Genomic DNA, 21,369 nt, shown 5'->3' with positions numbered 1-21,369 from the left:
GTTCTCCTTTGAACAGTTACACCTGAAAGGCAACGGCGCCTGATGGGCAGTGACATAAACCTACTGCAGGGTAGGCGCCTCCCGCGCCACCCAGGTGATGGACGACGGCGGGACGCGGCAGGGTGCCAGGCCCCGCCGTCGCGCTTTTCCCAAAGTCAGCCGTTGGCACCCGGCTGCCGGATGATCCGGCGCTGGGTGGCTGCGGCGATTGCGGCGGTGCGGTTGTCCACGCCGAGCTTGCCGTAGATGTGCACCAGGTGCGTCTTCACGGTGGCTTCCGAGATAAAGACCTGCCTGGCGATGGCCCGGTTGGACATGCCGGTGGCCAGCAGTTCCAGCAGCTGCACCTCGCGCGGCGTCAGGGAGGTGCCAGGGTTGCTGATCCGGTCCATCAGCAGCGCGGCAGCACGGGGTGCCAGTACAGTGCCGCCGGCAGCGGCCTGCAGCACCGCCTGCCGCAGCTGCTCCGGCGGGGCATCCTTCAACATGTAACCGCCCGCCCCGGCCTCGACGGCTGCGAGGATGTCAGCGTCCGTATCGTACGTGGTGAGGATGAGCACCGGCGGCGGCGCGGGGAGCTTCCGGATCTCGGCGGTGGCCGTGACGCCGTCCATCCCCTCCCCCATCTGCAGGTCCATGAGGACAACATCGGGTGCCTCGCCCAGGGCCGTCAGCCGCGCCAGTTCCTTCAGCGCAGCCTTCCCGTCGGAAGCCTCGGCGGCGATCGAGATGCCTTCGAATCCCGTGAGCATGGCGCGCAGCCCGGCGCGGACCACGGGATGGTCGTCCACCAGCAGTACGCGCACCTCGCTCACTGTTCCTCCACAGACAGTTCCTCCACAGGCAGCCGGATGGCCACCACGGTGCCCTCTCCCGGCGCGGACTCCACCGCCAGCGACCCGTCCAGGGCTGCGACCCGCTCACTCAGCGAGCGCAGCCCGTATCCGCTGCCGTCCGCTGCGCCCTCCGCACCTGACGGAGCTGACGGATCAAAGCCCGTGCCGTCGTCGTAAACGTCCATGGTCACCTCGGTGCCCAGGAAGGCGACGCTGACGACGGCGGTGGTGGCCTTGGCGTGTTCGCGCACATTCGCCAGGGACGCCTGGGCCGCGCGCAGCAAGGTGACGCGGACGGGCTGGGGCAGCTCCTGCGGCTCGCCGTCAACCTCCAGCCGGCAGCGCAGGGCTGACCCTGACGCCGCCGCGGCAGCCTCCGTCTTGTCGCAGAGCCGGTGCAGGGCCTCCACCAGCGAAGTGCCTTCCAGCTGGGGCGAGGACAGCCCGCGGACAAAACTGCGGGCCTCGGCCAGGTTGTCCGCCGCGGTCTGCTGCACCAGGGCCAGCCGGCCGGACGCAGTAGCGGCATCGCCGTCCGCGAGCGACTGCTCCGCCGCCCGCCCCAGCAGCACGATGCTGGACAGGCCCTGCGCCAGGGTGTCGTGGATTTCCCGGGCCAGCCGCTCCCGCTCCGCCAGCACGCCCGCCTCGTGCTGGGACCGCGACAGCTCCTCCCGCGTGCGGCGCAGCTCGTCTGCGGCCCGCCGCTGGTTTTCGGCCTCACGATAGAGGGCGGCATAGGCCAGGCCGGTGATCACTGAAAAGATCGCCCCCAGCACGGGCCCCACAACGGCCGCCGCGTGCGGCACGGGAGCACCGCTGACGGCCCACTGCGAAGCGATCACTGCCACGGTCATCAGCGCAATGGTCAGCAGCGCGGGCCGCCGCGGCAGCAGGTGCAGGTGCAGGAAGAAGATGGGAAAGGCCAGCCACGCGAAGTCGGCGCTTCCGGCGAGCAGGAACGCCCACAGGGCCGTCACCAGCCCCAGCCACAGCAGGCCGTAGCGGCGGGGGTTGAAGGCGATCCGGCCTTCCGCATGCCTCTTCTCCAGGACGGTGCCGGTCAGGTAGACGGCAGCGAGGACGACGGCTGCGCCCGCCCACACCCAGGGCAGGGAACCTCCGGCCATCAGCATCCGGGCCAGGCCCACAGCCAGCAGGACGGCGAAACCCGTATGCAGGGTGACCCGCAGGACCCGGAGGATGGCCGCCGACGAGGCGCTCTCCAATGCACCCAGAAGCCCCCGGGACCCGGCCGTCTCCGGTGTTGGCGGCAGGAGCGTAGCAGGCATTTCATCAGCTTATGCCGGGACAGCGCAGAGGGGATCAACCAAAAGGTTGACCCGCAGCTCAACCCTTCCATTCCCGCGGATCAACCATCCACGCGATGCCCGCACGGGTGGCCGACGGGAGAGTGGAAGAACAGAACAAACCACCCCTGCTGAGAGAAGAAACAACGTGTTCCTGGCAATCCGCGATATCCGCTTCGCCAAAGGCCGGTTCGCCATGATGGGCGGCGTCGTAGCCCTGATCACCCTCCTGCTGGTCATGCTGTCCGGCCTGACCGCGGGGCTCGCCGAGCAATCCACCTCCGCCATCGGGAAGCTTGGGGCATCAGCCGCAGAACCGGTGGACGTCATCGCGTTTGGCGCCCCAGGTTCCGGCACCCCAAAGGCGTCCTACACGGAAAGCTCCGTGACGGCCGGCCAAGTGGACAGCTGGAAGAACCAGCCCGGCGTCCAATCTGCCGAGCCGTTGGGCATCACCCAGGCCCGGGCGCAGACGGCAGACGGGTCCGGCACAGCGAACGTGGCAGCGTTCGGCGTTTCGCCGGGCAGCCCACTGGCACCCGTGGACGTGTCCGCCGGGACGGCCGCGGTGGGTTCCTCGGTGGCCCGGGCCCTATCGGTGGGCCAAGGGGACAAAATATCCCTGGGCGGCGTTGAGCTTTCCGTCGCCGCGGTCGTGCCGGACCAGTGGTATTCGCACACCAGCGTGGTGTGGACAGCCCTGCCGGCGTGGGCCAAGGCGGCGCACGCGTCCGACGGCGGCCAGCTGGCCACGGTCGTCGCCGTCACGTACGCGGACGGGGCCGCAGTTGATGAGGCCGCCGCGGACGCCGCGGCCAACACGGTGAGTGCGTCCCGCACCGGATCCTTCCAGGCCCTGGGCTCCTTCAAGAGCGAAAACGGATCCCTCACCTTGATGCAGGCCTTCCTGTACGGAATCTCGTCCCTGGTGATCGTGGCCTTCCTGACCGTCTGGACCATCCAGCGCACCCGCGACATCGCCGTCCTGAAAGCCATGGGCGCGCCCAGCTCCTACATCCTGCGGGACGCCATGACCCAAGCTGCCATCGTCATGGTGGCGGGGGCCTTGGTCGGTGGAGCCGCGGGCGCTGCCGGCGGCTTCTTTGCCGCGCAGTCCGCCCCGTTCCAGCTGAGCGCGGGCACAACGGTGATTCCCGTCGTCGGGATCGTTGCCCTGGGTCTGGCCGGCGCGGCACTGGCCGTCCGCCGCGTCACCAAGGTGGATGCGCTCCTGGCGCTCGGCGGCAACTAACTTCTTCCCCTCCCCTGAAAGGTAATCACCATGACAACTCCCGCTCCCCTCAGCCTGGTCAACGTCACCCTCGAATATCCCGACGGCGGCCGCACCACCACCGCGCTGGACCGGGTCAGCTTGACCGCAAAAGCAGGTGAGCTGGTGGCACTCGTGGGCCCCTCGGGGTCCGGTAAGTCCAGCCTCCTGGCCACCGCCGCTACACTGGTCCGGCCCACCAGCGGGCAGGTCATGATCGACGGCACCGACACCACTGGACTCAAGGACAAGGAGCTTACGGCGCTGCGGCGGGGAAAGGTGGGCATCATCTTCCAGCAACCCAACCTGCTGCCTTCGCTTACCGCCGTCGAACAGCTCGTCATCAGCGACCACCTGCGCGGAAGGCCCGCAAAGGCGGCCCGCGCCCGGGCGGCCGAATTGCTGGACGTCGTGGGGCTCTCTCAAAGCGCCCGGAAGCTGCCGCACCAGCTCTCCGGTGGCCAGCGCCAGCGCGTGAACATCGCCCGGGCGCTCATGGGAAGTCCCAAGGTGCTGCTGGTGGATGAGCCGACGGCGGCGCTGGACCACCAGCGCAGCGCCTCCATCATCGCCCTCCTGCGGCAGGTAACCACGGAATTTTCGGTGGCCACGGTCATGGTCACTCACGACACCGAGTTCGTGCCGCTGACTGATCTGGTGGCCACCATGCGGGACGGCCGGCTGACGGCGCCGGTCCTGACGGGAGTGTGAGCCTGCAGGAGGCTTCTGCGTCACATGGGAACTGCGTACCCTTGGCCGGTCGCCTGCTGCATAGCGCTGCTGGTCAACGGTTCTGCGGGTTGCGGTGCTTCGGTCAGGGGCAGGATCAAAAGGTTGCGGTGCAGCGTCACCCACCCGTCCCGTTCCAATTCGCGGTGGTCGAACTGGTCAGGCACGAAGACAACCGTCCTGTTGCCGGGGTCCGGCACCTCCACCAGGATGTCCCGGCCGTCGCCGAGACTGTTGCACGCTTCCCAATAGTTGTATTCGTCGTACGGGTACTTCCCCACCAGGCACACAACACCGGGCACCATTCCGGGTGCGGCGTAATAGGTCATCGACTCGTACTCTGCCAGGAGCCGCGACTCACCGATCCTTGCGTCCCCGTCGTCATCCTGGATGGCGTGGACGGCATCCTGCTTGGTCAACTGCCGCTCCAGCACCTCCACCGTCCCGGGAACTGGGACGAAAAACATCACGTAGAGAAACCCCAGGACCGCGCAGGTGCCAACGCCAACAACCGCGGCGAGGGTGATGATGAGTTTCCAAAACAGCGTCAGTGGTTCCGCGGGTTTTTGGACGGTCACGATGGTCAAGCGCTGCCCCCTCAGGCTGGTGATCTCCCTGAACGCTACACCAGAGACCTCGCCCCAACCCTGCACGGCGGTGGGACAGGCAGGTGGGTCCGGCCCGGCCCCGGCCACACGCAAAATTGATGGGATCTTGAGGCAAACCTTGCCATCCCTAGACAAATCGGGTCCACGCTGGAGCCATAGGCAAAGCCAGCTTTTGGGGAGCAGGAAGTCATGGGAAGCAAAACAGCGTTGGACAACGAAGTCGCAACCGTTGGCGGCGTGCTGACAGACCGGCAACCGCTGGACTTCCACACGCTGGGGGTTGCAGGGTGCATCGACCGGCTCACGGCACCCCTGCGCCAGCGGGGGACGGTGGTTCAATGGGACACTCCGCACTGGGGCCTGGAGATCCCTGCGGACTCCGCATCCCTGCTGTACCAGTCCGCCCGCGAGCTCCTGAGCAACGCGTACAAATACTCCTCCGCGCACACGCTCACCATCCAGCTTGCGGCCGTTGACCACGGCATCCGCCTGGCAGTGTCCGACGACGGCACAGGCTTTGACAGCAACCTTGCCACCAGCGGGCGGCACCACGGATACGGGCTCCGGCTCATGTCAGTGGCCGTCCAGGAAGCGGGCGGAACGGTGGACATCAGCTCCAGCCCCGGGCAGGGCACCAGTGTCACGGTAACGCTGCCGCTGGACTGACCGGACACGCACGCCAAAGACTCACAGACTCGGATGCCCGCCGTCGCTGGGACGGCGGGCATCTGTATGCCCGGAAGGATTCCCGGGCGGGACCACCTTGGTGCTCCCTCCAGGGCAGCGCAGGATTTGGCCGGGCCACAGCGCCTGGGTAGTCCTTGACAGGTCAGGGAGCGAAGCGCTGAATGAGGGATGCCGCAAACCAACAATCCCAGCGCCACACGTAACAGGAGCAGCCATGACTGAGAATCCAGCCAAGGACGACGACGACCGGGTGCACAACCAGGCGCCCGCCGAAGGCGACCCCAACGCCGACCCCAGCGACCTGCGTGTCCATACCCAGGATCCCGCCGAAGGGCCGGACGACGACGAAAAGACCACGAAAAGCTAAGCCCTCCCCATAACCACATAACCCTCCCACTCCGTGGAACACCCCTTGCGGGGATGAATCTCCAAGGCTATTTTGAAACGTATCAGAAAGCGCTTTCAGAACAACGGAGTTGGATACATGGCGGACACTCTCATCCGGTGGATCGACGGACAGGCCCCTACGGAGATCAGCGGCGGAACCACCTGGGGCATGCCGTTCCCGCGCGGCACGGTGCCAGGAGTGGAGGGCCTGACAGTTACCGATGCCACCGGAGCCCGCACACGTAGCCAGGCATGGCCCTTGGCCACGTGGCCGGACGGCTCATTGAAGTGGGCAGGAATTGCACTGCCGGCAACAGACGCACCGTCGGACACCTACCAGGTGGCGTCCGACGGCGACACAGCCACCGGAGCCGGCCAACCGACGTCGGACGGTGCTTCAGTTACGGTCACCGAAGGTGCCGACGCCCTGACCGTGGACACCGGCGTCCTGGCGATGGTCATCAATCGCAGCGGATCCACCCTCTTCAGCAGCCTGGTCCGGGACGGCCGGGAAGTTGCCCGCGACGCCCGACTGGTCAGCATCCTGCAGGACGGTGTCGCGGAAGGCGCGGGAACGGTGGGCCGGCATGCCTTCACCGGTGAGGTCACCGCCGTCGTCCTCGAACAAAGCGGCCCCGTCCGCGCGGTGGTGCGGCTGGAAGGCAAGCACCGCCCGGACGTGCCGGACAGCGGGAAGCGGGAGTGGCTGCCGTTCGTGGTGCGGTTCTACTTCTACGCCAACGCCCGCAGCGTGCGGATGGTGCACTCCTTTATATGGGACGGGGACGCTGAGCGGGACTTCCTGGCCGGACTCGGCGTCCGCTTCACTTTGCCGCTGGAGGACCAACTGCAAAATAGGCACATCCGCATCGCGGGTGCCGACGGCGGCTTCCTCACCGAGGCGGTCCGCGGCCTCACCGGGCTTCGCCGCGATCCCGGCGCGGAGGTGCGGGCGGCGCAAATCGCCGGCCGCCCCACTCCTCCAGCGGATACCTGGAACCCGGAAGTCTCGGGCCGCCTGCATCTGATCCCCGCCTGGGGCGATTACACCCTCAGCCAGTTGAGCGCGGACGGCTTCGAACTGCGCAAGCGCACCACCGCCGGCCACGGTTGGGTAGGGATCTCCGGCGGAACCCGTTCGGCGGGTTTCTGCTCCCTCAGCGATACCCGGGGCGGCCTGGGCGTGGGGATCAAGGACTTCTGGCAATCCCATCCGGGGCAGTTGGACATCCGCGGTGCCGCCACCGGCGAAGCAGCCCTCACCGCCTGGCTCTACTCGCCCGAAGCCCAGCCAATGGACCTGCGGTTCTACCACGACGGACTGGGCCAGGACACGTTCGAGGAACAGCTCGAAGGCCTCGAGATCACCTACGAGGACTACGAACCGGGGTTCGGCAATCCCACGGGCATTGCCCGGACCCACGAGTTAACCCTTTTCGCCTACGAGGCCACCCCGTCCACCGAAAGCCAGGCCGCGGACGCTGCCTCCGCCTCCGCTCCCGCCCTGCTGCAGGCCACTCCGGAATACCTGCACTCCGTGGGAGTTTTCGGTGACTGGGACCCGTTGGACCGCAGCACTCCGGTCCGGGCCCGCCTGGAGGACCGCCTGGACTTCCTGTTCGACTTCTACGCCGGGCAAGTGGAGCAGCGGCGGTGGTACGGCTTCTGGAACTACGGCGACGTGATGCACACCTACGACTTCGACCGGCACGTATGGCGCTACGACGTGGGCGGCTACGCCTGGGACAATTCCGAGCTCTCCCCCGACCTCTGGCTCTGGTACTCCTACCTGCGCTCGGGCCGGGCGGACATCTTCCGCTTCGCCGAAGCCATGACCCGGCACACCGGCGAGGTGGACGTCTACCACCTGGGTCCCTGGAAGGGCCTGGGGTCGCGGCACAACGTCCAGCACTGGGGCTGCAGCGCAAAGCAGCTGCGGATCAGCACCCCCGCCTACCGCCGCTTCTACTACTACCTGACGGCGGACGAGCGCACGGGGGACCTGCTCACCGAGCTCGTGGACAGCGACCAGAACTTCCTGGGCCTGGACCCGGTCCGCAAGGTCCGGCCGGACGCCGCCACCTACCGGCCCAACCGCGGCGCCCTGGGCGTGGGACTCGGCACGGACTGGGGATCGCTCGCGGCCACTTGGCTGACCGACTGGGAACGAACCGGCAATCCGCGCTCCCGCGACCGGCTGCTGGGCACCATGGCGGACATCGGGGCGCTCAAGTACGGGTTCCTCACCGGCGAAGCACTGTATGACCTGGACAAGGGCCGGTTCGATACCGGCCGGGAGCAGATTTCGGTGTCACACCTCAGTGCCGTGTTCGGGCTGGTGGAGATCTGCAGCGAACTGGTGGACCTGGTGGACGATCCGGAGTTCGAGCGCGCCTGGCTTCAGTACTGCCGCCTGTTCCTGGCCACCAAGGAGGAACAGGTGGAAGCCGTGGGCCAGCCCCTGGAGGGCATCTACCTCACCCAGGCGCACAGCCGGCTCACGGCCTATGCGGCGTCGAGGTTGCAGGACCGTGACCTTGCAGCCCGGGCCTGGGTGAGCTTCGCCGAAGGCGGGGAGCATCTTAACCACGAGTCCGCATTCACACTGCGGAAGATCGAACCGCCGTACGTTTTGCTGCCGGTGGATGAGGCGCCCACGGTCTCCACCAATGACACCGCGCAGTTTGGGCTTGCGGTCATCCAGAACCTCGCCCTGGTGGGCGACCACCTGGACTGACGCAGCCTTCCCAGCCAGAACCAACGACGGCGGCACCCGGCTTTCGCTTCCTTGACAGCCAGGTGCCGTCGTCGTCCGTTTCCCCCGCTTGGTGGAGCGAAAGGTAACGCCTGCATAACGCGCTTTTTGCGCGCTCACAGAAGTTACCCAGTCGACGCCTGCCATCTGTTTACACCCGCTTTAAGCCCGCCATAGGGTGCTCACCTAAACAAGGTTGAAAGGGACCTTGGGAAGGGAAAAGAGCACCATGAAGAGCAAGATTGCCGTCGTGGCTCTGGCAGCCGCGAGCCTGGTCCTGGGCTTGCTGGCGGGCGCCCCCGCAGCAAACGCCGCCGACAAACCGCTGATCGGCCTGACCTTCGATGACGGGCCGTCGCCCGAGCGCACCGCATTTGTCCTAGACACCCTCAAGGCGAAGGGCGTCAAGGCCACATTCTTCCTCCAGGGTTCCCATGTCCAGCAGTACCCGGACCTCGTCCGCCGGATCAAGGATGAGGGCCACACCATTGGTAACCACTCATATGACCACGCCAATTTCCCCGAGCTCACCCAGGCCAACCAGAAGCAGGAGATCGACAGCACCAACGCCGCGATCAAGGCCGTGACCGGTACAACGCCCACGCTGATGCGCTTCCCGTTCGGTAACAGCACCCCCTACACGTTGGACTACCTCAGGAGCATCGGTATGAGCGGCGGCATCCAGTGGCACTGGGAGGTCGGCGAACCCGGCGACTACGAGTGCCCCGGCGCAGCTGCAGTCCAGAAGTACGTACTGGATGAAGTTGCCCCCGGCGCAATCATCCTGCTCCACGACGCCAACGACGTCCTGTCCTGCCCCGCCTCCCAATGGGACTACCTGGCCGGCACCATCGACGCAATCCGGGCCAGGGGCTACGACTTCGGCGTGGTTGCTCCCTCCCCAACGGCCAACGCGCTCAACGAAGGCTCATATGGCGTCGTGGTGAAGCCATAGGCAGGCCGGGCACCACCGGATTCACCTTTTGCACCGCCCGCTCTGGAAACCGAACCGACCAAAAGGTATGTTGGTAAGCATGCTGATGATTTTTACCGAGTCATCGGTTCCCGGTAACAAAGCGAAGGAGACGTTATGAGCACGAAGGTGGAAAAACGCATTCTGGTGAACGTACCGGTGAGCACGGCTTATAACCAGTGGACCCAGTTCGAGGAGTTCCCGCACTTCATGGGCGGCGTCAAGAGTGTTACGCAGCTCAGCGACGACAGGCTGGAGTGGGTGGCCGAGATCGGCGGCGTGCGCCGGCAGTGGGAAGCCAGGATTCTTGAGCAGGTTCCGGACCGCAGGGTTGCCTGGGCCGCCACCGAAGGCGCCACGAACGCCGGCGCCGTGGACTTCGAGGACGTGGGAGGCGGCCAGACCTCCATCCAGCTGACCCTCGAATACGAGCCCGAAGGCATGATCGAGAAGGTGGGCGACAAGCTCAACGTCGTTGACCGGCAGGCCGAATCGGACCTGCAGAAGTTCAAGGAATTCATCGAGGATGAGGGCTACGCCAGCGGCGCCTGGCGCGGATCCGTCAACGCCGGTTCCGCTGTGGGAACCCCCGGTGTTGAACACGCGGGTGCTTCCCGTGGTGATTCCGGCAAGGCGGGAGTCTCCGGCAAGGTTGCGGCGGGCGTGGGCATCGCGGCGGCTGCGGGCGCAGCAGCAGCGATGGCAGCCAGCGGCAACAAGGACAAGACCGAGACTGCGGACGTAACGGTTACCGAGACCACCCCCGTGGTTCCGGCGGAACCGGTGGTTCCTGCAGAGCCCCTGACCACCGGCGCAACAACGGGCGCGGCGGACGCGGGCACCGGAGTCCCTGCAGCAGGCACGACGGCGGCAGCTGGCTCCACCGGTTCCGTCGCCGACCTGGACGACAGCAGGATCGGCCACCAGTTCGACCAGACCAACGGCCTGGTGGACACCACAGGCGAGTCCGACGACACGGTGGCAGGCGAGAACCTGAGCGCCGGCGAACGGCGCGAGGGTGACCGCGGCACCGAAGGCGGCCTGCCGCCCGTCGGGGGCAACCTCGGCGGTCACTGACCCGTCCCCCACAAGCAAGCGCCGCCCGCCTTCCCCCAAGGCGGGCGGCGCTCTTGCGTCCCGGGCAGGTTTACTTCGTCTTGCCCGCGTAGAAGACAGCCGGCGCGGCCGGGGCCTGCATTCCCTCGCCAATGAAGAAGCTCGGGTGCGGCGGCTGGTTGTAGCCAACCGTTTCGCGGGCCACGCCGGCGCGGTACATCGGATCATGCATCAGGGTGCGCAGCCGGACCTCTGTAGGCGAGGTGGTGGTGTAGATCCGCAGCTCGGTGCTGTCCGCTGACGGGAACACCAGTTCCTCGCGCCAGTCACCCAGGAGGTCCGCCTGCAGCGACGGGTTGCCCTTGGTGTAGTTGTTGGTGCGCGCCCCGGTGGCAGTCAGCAGTCGGTCGCTGGACTCGGTTTCCCAGTTCCACTTCGAGATGGTGGGGACGCCGTAGCCAACCTCGGCACTGAAATCGTGGTCAACGATCTCACGCAGTAGATCGCCGTCCCACCAGGCCATGAAGTTGGCGGCCGGGATCTTGTCCGAGATCCGCTCACCTTTGGCCGACATCAGGTACCCAACGGTGGAGTTCCACGCAGCGTCCCCACCTACCGCCCAGCTCTCCGAGCCCGGGAAACGCGGGTCGATGTCGCCCGTGGCACCGCGGCCCGTGTCCTTGAACGCCGGGATGCTCCACAGCACCTCGCCAGTGGCGGCGTCACGGAAGGTGGCGCCGCGGTTGCCGCTTTCCTTCATGCTCTCGTGCACCGCGAAGGTCTCCAGGCCGGGGCGCGAGGGATCCAGGTCGCCGGTGTGGATGGCGTCGCCATGCCCCAGCTTGGTGTTGTACAGCGGCGTGCCGTCGTCGTCGATGGTCATGGAGCCGAAGACGAACTCGTCCTTGCCGTCCTGGTCCACATCCGCCACGGACAGGTTGTGGTTACCCTGGCCCTTGTACTCGGCTCCCGCCACGTCGGAATCGAACTTCCAGCGCTTCACCAGCTTGCCGTTCACCAGGTCGTAGGTGACCAGCACGGTGCGGGTGTAGTAGCCGCGGCTGAACATCATGGACGGGTGCTCGCCGTCCAGGTATGCGACGCCGGCGAGGAAACGGTCCACGCGGTTGCCGTAGTTGTCGCCCCAGGCCGCAACGCTGCCGCGAGGCGGATCGTAGGGAACTGTGTCCATGATGGTGCCGGCAGCACCGTTGAACACCGTAAGGAACTCCGGGCCGGACAGGACATAGCCGGCGCTGGTGCGGTAATCGGCCGCGGGGTCACCGATGACGGTGCCCGCGTTGTCAGTGGTGCCGTCGGCGGTTTTGAAGGCCACTTCAGCCTTGCCGTCGCCGTCGAAGTCGTAGGCGAGCATCTGGGTGTAGTGGGCACCCGCGCGGATGTTGCGGCCCAGGTCGATCCGCCACAGCTTGGTGCCGTCCATCTTGTATGCGTCCACGTAGACGTTGCCGGTGTAGCCGGCCTTGGAGTTATCCTGCGCGTTGGACGGGTTCCACAGCTGGATGATTTCGTAGGCGCCGTCGCCGTCCAGGTCCGCCACGCTGGAGTCATTGGCACTGTAGGTGTACGGCTTTCCATCCTTGCTGACGCCGTCGGCCGGTTTGTCCAGCTTGATGGGCAGGTAGTTCTGCGCCAGCGGGCTGAACTCGGCACTGAGTTTGTCCTGCCCATTGCCGTTGCCCACCGTCTTGATGACGTACCTGGAGTCCTTCGTGCCGTCGGGGTCCAAATACGTGGTGGTGTCCCGGATCGGTTGATCGGTAATGATCACGCCGTCGCGGATGACCTGGAAGCCAACACTGTCCTTGTCCAGGCCCAGCATGCGCCAGCCGAGTGAAACACCCTGATCGGTCAGTACCGCAACCGGGGCGCGGTCCAGGTTTTCCACCTGCCGGGTGAGGCCGGAATTTGCGGGAGCCACGGGAGCCGCAGGGTTTCCCGCACCAGGGTCGGCGGCGGCAAGCGGGACGCCGGTGAAGGCCAGGGCAGCGGCAGCGAGGGTGGCCGCTGCTGCCGGCGCCGCCTTCCACGCCCTGCCCGCCTGGGATTTCGGGGAACACATTGAGGGGTTTGCCAAAAGAACATCTCCTTTGATGCAGCGGCGGCTGAGTCGCCGCTGGTTTTGGAACGTTTCATTCGTAGCGGTTTCTGACCCGTCGCGAGTGATTTCGAGGGATGCAAACTACGAGGAAGCGCTTTCTGCCCTATAGGTCTATCAGCGCGTGACAAACACGGTCAAGGGTTTGACCGAAAGATATTGGGAGAATTTGTTCTTTATACGGTCGCTTCTGCACATCACACGCCCACTCACCTTGGCACCCTAAGTGGAAACGCCCGCCCACCTTTTAAGTGGAAGGTGAGCGGGCGTTGAAGGACAACCTGGCAAAGGTGAGCGGGCGTCGAATGGGGTCAGCGGATCCCTCGGAATTTCACCGCCGAGGCGAGCGCAGCGAGGCTGATGACAGCGATGACGGCCAGGTAGTAGCCCGGTGCCACAGCTTGTCCGGTCTGCTGCACCAGATAGGAAGCGATCATGGGGGTGAAGCCGCCAAAGGCCACGACTGCCGTGTTGTAGCTGAAGGAGAGGCCGGTGGCACGGGCGCGGGCATCAAAGGAATCCGACATGACGGACGGCAGGGCGCCGAAGTACGCCGCCTTGAGCAGTCCGAGGATGGTCATCACCAGGGCCAGCACCAGGAAGGACCGGGCGCTGATCACCCACAGGAACAGCGGGACGACGGCGACCAGCAGCACCACCACGGTGGGCACCATAATTGCCATCCGGCCAAACTTGTCCGAGAGGTGGCCCACCACCGGTGTTCCAAAGGTAAGGATGACGCCGGTGATGATCAGCGACGTGAAGGAGATGCCGGGTTCGAGGCCAAGTTCCTTGATGGCAAACGTTGGCATGTACTGAAGGATGAAGTTCAGGGCGGTGGAGACGGCCAGCGCGCCGCCGGCGATCAGCATCCCCACTTTCTGGGTTGCGAACACTTCCCGGATGGGTGAATGCTTCTGGGCCTCCGGCTTTTCCGCAAGGGGAACTTCCTTCATCTCTTTGCGGATCAGGTACCCGGCCGGGCCCACCAGCAGTCCGAAAAGGAAGGGGATGCGCCATCCCCATTCGGTCATCTGGGCATCGGAAAGGACGGTGGTGAGAACAGCCACCAGGATCGCGGCCAGCAGACTGCCCAGGCCCTGGCTCGCGAACTGGAAGCTGCCCAGGAACCCTTTACGCTTGCCGTTCTGCGCGATCAGGTAGGCGGTGGCGGCACCAAACTCTCCGCCGGCAGAAAAGCCTTGGATCAGGCGTGCCAGGACGATTCCGATCGGAGCCAGGATGCCTATGGTTCCGTAGCTGGGCATGAAGGCCAGCAGGGCCGTCCCCAGGACCATCAGCCGAATGGTGACGGTCAAGCCCTTTTTCAGGCCGTGCCGGTCGGCAAATGAACCCAGCACCAAGCCGCCGAGCGGCCGTATGAGGTAGGAGACGCCAAACACGGCAAAGGCCTGGATGAGTTCGACGCCGGGATCGTGGCTTGGGAAAAAGTTCCGGCCAATGTAGATGGCCAGGAGAGCGTAGATGGCAATATCAAACCATTCGAGCGCGTTCCCGATGGTGGCAGCGACAATCCCGCGGGTGGCGGACTGCGAGCCCGCCACCTGGACAGGACCGGGCTGGTTCTTTTGCTGTGGAATGGTCATGGGGACTCCAGGGATTTCAGGAAGCAGGGTGGGCCGCTACGGCCGTTTGCGGGCGGGCACCGCCCGCAGGGGTGGTGGAGGTGGCGAGGTCGAAGAAGAGTCCGGCAGCAATCTGCAAACCTTCCCGCGCCACCGATTTGAGGAGATGCTCATCCGGGGCGTGCTGCTGGCAGCCGGGATGGGAATGCGGAACCCACAGCGTGGGCAGTTCAAGGACTTCAGCGAAGACAAAACTCGGCAGCGATCCGCCGATGTTGGGCAGCAGCACCGGGCTGCGCCCAGTGGTTTCCTCCAGGGACGAAAGGGCCCACGAGACCCAGGGGCTGTTCGGGTCCAGCCGGCTGGCGGGGAAGGACTGGCCTACACTGACGTCCACCATGGTGAATCCGGCGGCATCGAGGTGGCGCCGGACTGCGGACTCAAGGTTTGCCATGTCCGTTCCGGGAACGAACCGGAGCTGCAGGCTGGCGCTGGCTGAGCCGGGAATGGCGTTGACTGGTTTGGCAGCGTTGCCGGCACCGAGGGCCAGGACTTCCAGGGTGTTCCAGGCGTACAACCGCTCGGCGGGGCTGAGGGATGAGTCACCCCAAGTGGGGTCGGTCCTGGGATCACCGGGCTGGGGGACCACGTCGATGAGTTCCAGCGCGGCGGCCACCGAGCCGGGGATTCCTGCCGGGAGCAGCTCCGGGAGCCTGATGATGCCGTGTCCGTCCACCAGGGACGCCACCGCAGCCGCCACGGTGGTGGCCGGGTTCCGTAGGATGCCGCCCCAGTTGCCTGAGTGGTAGGAACCGCTGCGCAGGTCTGCCGTGAGGTGGAAGGTCACACCGCCGCGGGCCCCTAGGAAGACCGTGGGGCTGTCGGCAGCCAGGCGCGGACCATCGGAACCAAGAAAGACGTCCGCCTGCAGGCTACCGCGGTGGTCGCGTGCGAAATCCGCCAGATCAGGGGACCCGATCTCCTCCGCCCCCTCCAGGAGGAACACCAAATTAAAGCCAAGGTGTCCCTGCTGTTCCAGGAGCAATTGCAGGGCCACGATATTGATCCAGTGCTGGCCCTTGTTGTCGGCAGAACCCCGGCCGTACCAGCGGTCCCCTTCTTCGTTCAGCACCCATGGGTCCCGGCCGTTGGTCCAGCCCGCGGCCTGGCCATCCACCACGTCGGCGTGGCCATAGCAAAGAACCGTCGGCAGCTCCTGGCCTTCGTGCCGGGTGGCCACCAGGAATGAATTGCTGCCGCCGCGCCAGGAGTCGAAACGCTCCACGGAGCAGCCCAGGGAGGCAAATGCCGGCTCCATTACCTCGTCGAGATATGACTTCAACGCAACCCGACCCTCCGCCGTCGAACTCTCCGACGGATAAGAGACAATCTTCTCCAAGTCCGTCTTGAAGCGGCCGGAATCCACATATTCCCCTGCTGCTGCTGTCAGTTGCTCGCGTTGCTGCATCGATGGTCACCCTTGCTGTTGGAACGTGACTCCAAAATTAGGGTGCCCCAGCGCAAACAACCAGTATCATTTTGTCGACGAGCTTTGACTTGAATGCAAACCGGAGGAAGCACCCCTTCATGAACATGCTCACTCCGGCCCTGATGTACTTCCACGCCGTGGCCCAGGAGGGCACGCTCACCGAGGCAGCCGGTAAGCTCCACGTCTCCGCGTCCGCCATCAGCCGCCAGATCAACAAGCTGGAATCTTCGCTGGGCACGCAACTCTTCAGCCGCCATGCACGCGGAGTGGAGCTGACCGAAGCCGGCCGTCTCCTGCTCGCCTACGTACGCCGGGCCGAGGCGGAAGGGACAGCTGTCCGCGAAGAACTGCTGGTGTCCATGCAGCGGAAGACCCGGACCCTTCGCGTGGCCTGCGCCGAGGGATTTGCCCGCGTTTGGGTGCCATCAGCCATCGCCACCTTCAGCCGCCAGCATGACGACGTGGAGTTCCATCTCGACGTCGTCTCCTCCTCCGAGGGCACGCGGCGGGTTGCCGAGGGAGAGGCGGACGTTGCCGCGGTGTTTTCCCTGGGCCCCCAGTCCAGGGTGACGGTGGAACACTCCATGCCCACACCCGTCGCCTTTGCCCTGGTGGCGCCAGACCATCCGCTGGCGTCCCAGCCCCGCGCCACCCTGCAGGACCTGTGCCGATACAAGCTGGCCATCACGGCGCCCGGTTCCAGCCAGCGCGAACTTTTGGACCTGGCCATGCAGATTGAAGGCCTCACTCCCTCCATCAGCCTGCAAAGCGACCACATCAACCCGGTGATCCAATTCGCACGGGCAGGGGTGGGTGTCTCCCTGGTCAGTGGGTTGTCCCTGGACCGGCGGGACCGGGAGGACCTGGTGCTGGTCAACCTGGACCATCCGGTGCTGCGCCAGCGGCAGGGCCAGATCCAGACAATGACCGGCCGCACCCAGCCGGCGATCCTCACCGCGTTCGTGGACGCCCTCATCGATGCCCTGGAACTGTTCGAGTAAAGCGCCTACTTCTTTGCCGCTGCCTGCAGCAGCGGCACAGTGCGGGTGGGCATCACTTCCACTAAAGACATGGCGGTGCTGGTGCGCACGACGCCGTCAATCGCCAGCATTGCGTTGGTGATCCGGTGCAGGTCGGCCGGGTCCCTCGCGGCCACCTTGGCCATCAGGTCAGCGTCCCCGGTGGTGGCGTGCATTTCGATGATTTCCGGGATGGTCTGCAGCGCCGCAACGGCAAGGTCGCTGGAGGACTGGCTGATGGAAATCGAGATGAAGGCGATGAGCGGCAGGCCCAGCGCCCCGGTCCGGACCCGCTGGCTGAAGGGGGCCAGGCTGCCGTCGTTGGCCAGGCGGCGAAGCCGGGCGTGCACGGTATTGCGTGCCACGCCGAGCGTCCTTGAGAGGGACAGGACCGTCGCCTGGGGGTCCCGGTCCAGTGTGAGGAGGATCTCTGCGTCCAGCGCATCAATAAGGTGCATACTGAGCATTTTGCCACTTGAAGCGCGGCCAAATGCTGGATCCGTCCTGCCTAATCCACCCCTGTTGCGCAGACGTCCCGAATTCCCGCACCATGCTGTCCATGACCAGCACCCTTCCCGAAGCCGCGGCACCCGAGGTCCGCGCCGCCGTCGCCCAACTCCCCGCCTACGTGGCCGGCAATAGCGCCCAGTCTGACCTGACCGCCGCCCTTGCCTCGAACGAAAGCCACTTCCCTCCCCTGCCGTCCGTCATCAAGGCGATTTCCGCGGAGGCGGACCGGATCCACCGGTACCCCAGCATGGGCGCGGTGGAGGCACGGGAAGCCATCGCCGCACACTTCGGCGTCAGCCCTGATGAAGTTGCCGCGGGCCCGGGAAGCTCAGGGGTGCTGCAGCAGATCATTTCAGCCGTTTGTGGGCACGGCGACGAGGTGGTCTACGCCTGGCGGTCCTTCGAGGCGTACCCAATCCTGGTGGCGGTGGCCGGTGCCGTTTCAGTGCCGGTGCCGCTACTGGCCAGTGAGCACCACGACCTTCCGGCCATGGCGGCTGCCATCACCGATCGCACCCGGCTGGTGATCCTGTGCTCGCCGAACAACCCCACCGGAGTGTCCATCAGCGCGGAGGCGCTGGAAGAGTTCCTCCAGTCCGTGCCCCCGCAGGTGCTGGTGGTACTGGACGAGGCGTATATCGAGTTCCAGCGCGGAACCGGCGTGGACTCGCTGGACTTCTACCGCCGTTACCCCAACCTGTGCATCCTGCGCACCTTCTCCAAGGCGTACGGGCTGGCGGGCCTGCGGATCGGCTACGCCATTGCGCGGCCCGATATCGCAGAGGGCCTCCGCCGCACCGCCGTTCCGTTCGGCGTGAACCGCATGGCGCAGGCCGCCGCGGTTGCCTCGCTCGCGGCCGGCGACGAGGTCCTGGAGAGGACCGAGGCCGTGGCGCAGGAACGCACCCGGGTGATCGGGGCCCTCAGGGGCTACGGCTGGGACGTGCCGGACAGCCAGGCCAACTTCTACTGGCTCCGTGCCTCGGACGAACTGCGGGAACGGCTCCTGGATGCACTGTCCGGGGCTGACATCCTGGCCCGCGGTTATGCCGTTGACGGCGTCCGGATCACGTTGGCTGACAAAGCCACCAATGACCGGGTGCTTGCGGTCCTGGCCGACCGCGAGAGGTTTGTGTCCCGGTGAGTACTTCCACAGAAACTCGCGCTGACGCAACCGTCGCCACCCCGGCCCGGCACGTGGAAGGGCCGACGACGGCAGGTTCCGTGCCGCCGTCGGCCGTCCGTCACTCAGTGGTTGAGGATGTCCTGGGCATCCTCACCGGCACGTTCGCCGCATCACTGGGGCTGTTCCTGCTCAAGTCGAGCGGCGCCGTCACCGGTGGCACCGCCGGGCTGGCGCTGCTGCTGAGCTATTCGGTGGCGCTGCCGTTCGGCGTCATCTTTTTCTCGGTCAACCTGCCGTTCTTCGCGCTGGCGGTATGGAAAAAGGGATGGAACTTCGCCCTGCGCACTGGCGCAGCAATTGCCCTGGTATCCGTGATGGCAAGCCTGCATCCCGCGGCCCTGGGCTCCTTGCACATCGACCCCGCGTATGGCGTGCTGGGTGGAAACCTGCTCGCCGGCGTCGGCCTGCTGATACTGTTCCGGCACAAGTCCAGCCTGGGCGGCTTCAACATCCTGGCCCTGCTGCTGCAGGAAAAGCTGAAATGGCGGGCCGGATATGTACAGATGGTGCTGGACGTGGCCATCGTCCTGGCCTCCCTCGTCCTCGTGTCTCCGCTGATGGTGCTGCTGTCCGCGGCCGGCGCCACCCTCCTGAACCTCATTCTCGCGTTGAACCACCGGCCCGGGCGCTACCTGGGAAAGTAGGCGCCTGCCTGGCCCTTTATTCCCTGCAGCCCGTTGAAATATCTGGGCATGGGCTGGTGTTGCCGCCCATATGATAACAATCGGAATCATCGGTGCAGGACATATTGGAAGCCAGGTTGCACGGAAGGCCGTGGAGCTGGGCTACGACGTAGTCATCAGCAACTCACGGGGCCCGGAAACCCTCCAGGACCTCGTGGCGGAGCTTGGCCCGAAGGCCCGGGCGGCCACGTCAGCGGAAGCGGCTGCTGCCGGCGACTTCGCCGTGGTCACTGTGCCGCTGAAGAACTACAAGGACGTCCCGGTGGAACCGCTGGCCGGCAAGATTGTGATCGACACGAACAACTACTACTGGGAGCGGGACGGCCGCATTCCTGCCCTGGATAACGGCGAGGCCACCACCTCCGGGATGCTGCAGGAACACCTCCCCCAGTCCAAGGTGGCCAAGGGCTTCAACCACATCATGGCCAAGGACATCACCACGGACGGAACTCCGGCCGGCACGGAAAACCGCCGCGCCCTTGCCACCGCCAGCGGCCACCCGGAGGCCGCCGAACTGGTGACCCGCCTCTACGACGAATTCGGTTTCGACACCGTCAACGTTGGCCCGCTCTCCGAGAGCTGGCGCGTGGAGCGCGACCGCCCGGCCTACGTTGCACGGCAGAACGCCACAGAGCTGAAGGACAACCTGGCCAAGGCGCCGCGGACCATCTGATTTGTCCCATACAGAGACTGGCTGGCAGTTCCCACTGCCGGCCAGTTTTGTTTTAAGCGGCGCTAATTTCGGGCCGGATCCAGCACCGGGAAGGCATCGGGGTACCCGATCTGCTTACAATCGAAACCTCTGACCACTACCGAGGGACCCATGAAGAAATTCGCCACAGCCCTGTTTGCCGCCGGCCTCGTTGCTTCCGCCACGGCCTGCACCGCCACGCATCAACTGACCACCGCTGAAACCTGCGAGCGGATCCAGGCCGTTGTGTCGAACCCCGCCAACAACGCCGGCAAGACGGGCATGAACAACCTCGCCAACCAGATCCGCCCCATCCACGCGGTGGCATCTGACGACCTCAAGCCGGCCCTCGCCTCGATCCTGGCGTACACGGACGAGCAGGCCAAGGAGAACCCGGACAAGGACAAGCTGGCCGGTCTCCAGTCCGGCTACCAGGAAGCCGGCGCAACCTACAGCAAGTTCTGCGGCCAGGCGGGCGGCTAAGCGCTTGGGTGAAAGGACCGGCCCCCTGTCCAGGTGGCCGGTCCTTCTGTTAATGGCCTAGAGCGTCGCAGGGTCCGTATTGGCGCCGCACAGAATGACGGCAACGCGTTCATCTTCCGCGGGCACGTACGCTCCGGAGAGCAGCGCCGCGTAGGCGGCAGCCGCTCCATGTTCCACCACGATGCGGTAGTCATTCCATAGCGCGTAGCGTGCTTTGATGATGTCAGCGTCCGTTACCAGGACGCTGACGACGCCGCAGCGGAGCGCGACGGAGAAGCCGATGTCGCCGACGCGGCGGGCACCCAGGGAGTCCGCGGCAACACCGGATACAGCCACGTCCACCGGTTCGCCGGCAGCGAGGGCGGCGTGCAGGGTGGGCGCATTTTCCGGCTCCACGGCCACCACTTTGGCCGAACCTTCGACGGCGGCCGCCACTCCCGCCATCAGTCCGCCGCCGCCCGTGGCTACCAGGACCGTATCGACATTCGGCAGCTGTTCCAGCAGCTCGGAGCCCACTGTTCCGGCGCCTGCCGCGATTTCCGGCTGGTCATAGGCGTGGCAGTAGACCGCCCCGGTTTCCTCTGCGTGGCCCACGGCGGCCTGGTAGGCGCCTGCGTACTCGGCACCGCCCTGGACCACCGTGGCCCCGATGGCCTTGAGTTTGGCGACTTTAACGGCCGGCGCGGCTTCGGGAACGAAGACGGTGGCCGGTACCCCGAGTTGTTTCGCGGCATAGGCGTTGGCCAGTCCGGCGTTTCCGCCGGAGGCCACCACGATTCCCACATCGGCCCGCAGCTCCCCGCGCTCCTTGCTGGCCAGGATGCGGTTGAGGGCGCCCCGCGCCTTGAACGTGCCGGTGTGCTGCATGAACTCGCACTTGAACCAGACCTGGCCGTTGAACACTCCGGAGTCCGCCTGCATAACCGGTGTCCTGCGGATCAGGCCTGCTGTCCGGCGGGCTGCCTGATCAATATCGGCATGGGTGATCATGC

20 protein-coding genes are annotated in these 21,369 nt (G+C 65.8%); 12 read left to right on the top strand and 8 right to left on the bottom strand.

Going from position 1 to position 21,369, the window contains the following annotated elements; all coding sequences use genetic code 11:
* Positions 1 to 155: 155 nt before the first annotated feature.
* On the bottom strand, positions 156 to 815 hold the full coding sequence (locus FBY30_RS08675; RefSeq protein ID WP_142132506.1) for a response regulator: 660 nt from the start codon (positions 813 to 815) through the stop codon (positions 156 to 158).
* Positions 812 to 2,128, bottom strand: a complete 1,317-nt coding sequence (locus tag FBY30_RS08670) for a sensor histidine kinase (protein WP_200830660.1) — start codon at positions 2,126 to 2,128, stop codon at positions 812 to 814. Before FBY30_RS08670 ends, FBY30_RS08675 begins: the two co-directional genes overlap by 4 nt.
* 166 nt (positions 2,129 to 2,294) lie before the next feature.
* On the opposite strand from FBY30_RS08670, the gene FBY30_RS08665 reads away from it, so the two are divergent.
* Both FBY30_RS08665 and FBY30_RS08660 read left to right on the top strand, forming a co-directional pair.
* On the top strand, positions 2,295 to 3,398 hold the full coding sequence (locus tag FBY30_RS08665; protein WP_142132505.1) for an FtsX-like permease family protein: 1,104 nt from the start codon (positions 2,295 to 2,297) through the stop codon (positions 3,396 to 3,398).
* A 30-nt stretch (positions 3,399 to 3,428) separates the two neighbouring features.
* The gene (locus tag FBY30_RS08660; protein ID WP_142132504.1) at positions 3,429 to 4,127 is read left to right on the top strand and encodes an ABC transporter ATP-binding protein; all 699 of its coding nucleotides are present in this window, start codon (positions 3,429 to 3,431) and stop codon (positions 4,125 to 4,127) included.
* 20 nt (positions 4,128 to 4,147) lie between these two features.
* Here the strand turns inward: FBY30_RS08660 and FBY30_RS08655 are convergent, their stop codons facing one another.
* A complete protein-coding gene (locus FBY30_RS08655) occupies positions 4,148 to 4,723 on the bottom strand; it encodes a hypothetical protein (protein ID WP_235009549.1) in 576 nt (191 codons plus the stop codon).
* A 219-nt stretch (positions 4,724 to 4,942) separates the two neighbouring features.
* Between FBY30_RS08655 and FBY30_RS08650 the strand changes: the two genes are divergently transcribed.
* From FBY30_RS08650 to FBY30_RS08635, 5 genes are all read left to right on the top strand, one after another.
* Positions 4,943 to 5,419 carry a sensor histidine kinase gene (locus tag FBY30_RS08650; protein ID WP_142132503.1) on the top strand — a complete coding sequence of 159 codons (477 nt, stop codon included), beginning with the start codon at positions 4,943 to 4,945 and terminating at the stop codon, positions 5,417 to 5,419.
* A 235-nt stretch (positions 5,420 to 5,654) separates the two neighbouring features.
* A complete protein-coding gene (locus tag FBY30_RS20815; RefSeq protein ID WP_200830659.1) occupies positions 5,655 to 5,807 on the top strand; it encodes a hypothetical protein in 153 nt (50 codons plus the stop codon).
* 117 nt (positions 5,808 to 5,924) lie between these two features.
* On the top strand, positions 5,925 to 8,564 hold the full coding sequence (locus FBY30_RS08645) for an exo-rhamnogalacturonan lyase family protein (protein ID WP_142132502.1): 2,640 nt from the start codon (positions 5,925 to 5,927) through the stop codon (positions 8,562 to 8,564).
* Between the two features lie 247 nt (positions 8,565 to 8,811).
* The gene (locus FBY30_RS08640; protein WP_142132501.1) at positions 8,812 to 9,537 is read left to right on the top strand and encodes a polysaccharide deacetylase family protein; all 726 of its coding nucleotides are present in this window, start codon (positions 8,812 to 8,814) and stop codon (positions 9,535 to 9,537) included.
* A 135-nt stretch (positions 9,538 to 9,672) separates the two neighbouring features.
* Entirely contained in the window at positions 9,673 to 10,632 is a 960-nt protein-coding gene (locus FBY30_RS08635; RefSeq protein ID WP_142132500.1) for an SRPBCC family protein, read from the top strand.
* Between the two features lie 70 nt (positions 10,633 to 10,702).
* Here the strand turns inward: FBY30_RS08635 and FBY30_RS08630 are convergent, their stop codons facing one another.
* The 3 genes from FBY30_RS08630 to FBY30_RS08620 form a co-directional block, all read right to left on the bottom strand.
* A complete protein-coding gene (locus FBY30_RS08630; RefSeq protein WP_142135047.1) occupies positions 10,703 to 12,694 on the bottom strand; it encodes a rhamnogalacturonan lyase in 1,992 nt (663 codons plus the stop codon).
* 347 nt (positions 12,695 to 13,041) lie between these two features.
* The gene (locus FBY30_RS08625; protein ID WP_142132499.1) at positions 13,042 to 14,337 is read right to left on the bottom strand and encodes an MFS transporter; all 1,296 of its coding nucleotides are present in this window, start codon (positions 14,335 to 14,337) and stop codon (positions 13,042 to 13,044) included.
* A 16-nt stretch (positions 14,338 to 14,353) separates the two neighbouring features.
* Positions 14,354 to 15,784, bottom strand: coding sequence for a M20 family metallopeptidase (locus FBY30_RS08620; protein ID WP_142132498.1), 1,431 nt, complete (start codon positions 15,782 to 15,784; stop codon positions 14,354 to 14,356).
* Between the two features lie 119 nt (positions 15,785 to 15,903).
* On the opposite strand from FBY30_RS08620, the gene FBY30_RS08615 reads away from it, so the two are divergent.
* A complete protein-coding gene (locus FBY30_RS08615; RefSeq protein ID WP_142132497.1) occupies positions 15,904 to 16,806 on the top strand; it encodes a LysR family transcriptional regulator in 903 nt (300 codons plus the stop codon).
* 5 nt (positions 16,807 to 16,811) lie between these two features.
* Here FBY30_RS08615 and FBY30_RS08610 read toward each other — a convergent pair whose 3' ends face one another.
* Complete coding sequence (locus FBY30_RS08610) at positions 16,812 to 17,282, bottom strand: Lrp/AsnC family transcriptional regulator (RefSeq protein WP_235009380.1); 471 nt, start codon at positions 17,280 to 17,282, stop codon at positions 16,812 to 16,814.
* Positions 17,283 to 17,374: 92 nt separating this feature from the next.
* On the opposite strand from FBY30_RS08610, the gene hisC reads away from it, so the two are divergent.
* From hisC to FBY30_RS08590, 4 genes are all read left to right on the top strand, one after another.
* The gene (gene hisC / locus FBY30_RS08605; protein WP_142132495.1) at positions 17,375 to 18,478 is read left to right on the top strand and encodes a histidinol-phosphate transaminase; all 1,104 of its coding nucleotides are present in this window, start codon (positions 17,375 to 17,377) and stop codon (positions 18,476 to 18,478) included.
* 53 nt (positions 18,479 to 18,531) lie between these two features.
* A complete protein-coding gene (locus FBY30_RS08600; protein ID WP_142135045.1) occupies positions 18,532 to 19,164 on the top strand; it encodes a YitT family protein in 633 nt (210 codons plus the stop codon).
* A gap of 70 nt (positions 19,165 to 19,234) precedes the next feature.
* Entirely contained in the window at positions 19,235 to 19,876 is a 642-nt protein-coding gene (locus FBY30_RS08595; protein ID WP_142132494.1) for an NADPH-dependent F420 reductase, read from the top strand.
* Between the two features lie 150 nt (positions 19,877 to 20,026).
* A complete protein-coding gene (locus FBY30_RS08590) occupies positions 20,027 to 20,377 on the top strand; it encodes a hypothetical protein (RefSeq protein WP_142132493.1) in 351 nt (116 codons plus the stop codon).
* Positions 20,378 to 20,434: 57 nt separating this feature from the next.
* Here FBY30_RS08590 and FBY30_RS08585 read toward each other — a convergent pair whose 3' ends face one another.
* Positions 20,435 to 21,367 carry a threonine/serine dehydratase gene (locus tag FBY30_RS08585; protein WP_142132492.1) on the bottom strand — a complete coding sequence of 311 codons (933 nt, stop codon included), beginning with the start codon at positions 21,365 to 21,367 and terminating at the stop codon, positions 20,435 to 20,437.
* Positions 21,368 to 21,369: the final 2 nt, after the last annotated feature.

This window comes from Arthrobacter sp. SLBN-83, assembly GCF_006715285.1.
Classification (GTDB): Bacteria; Actinomycetota; Actinomycetes; order Actinomycetales; family Micrococcaceae; genus Arthrobacter.
Note: the sequence above shows the minus strand (reverse complement) of the source record. Positions and strands in the feature narration are given on the sequence as shown.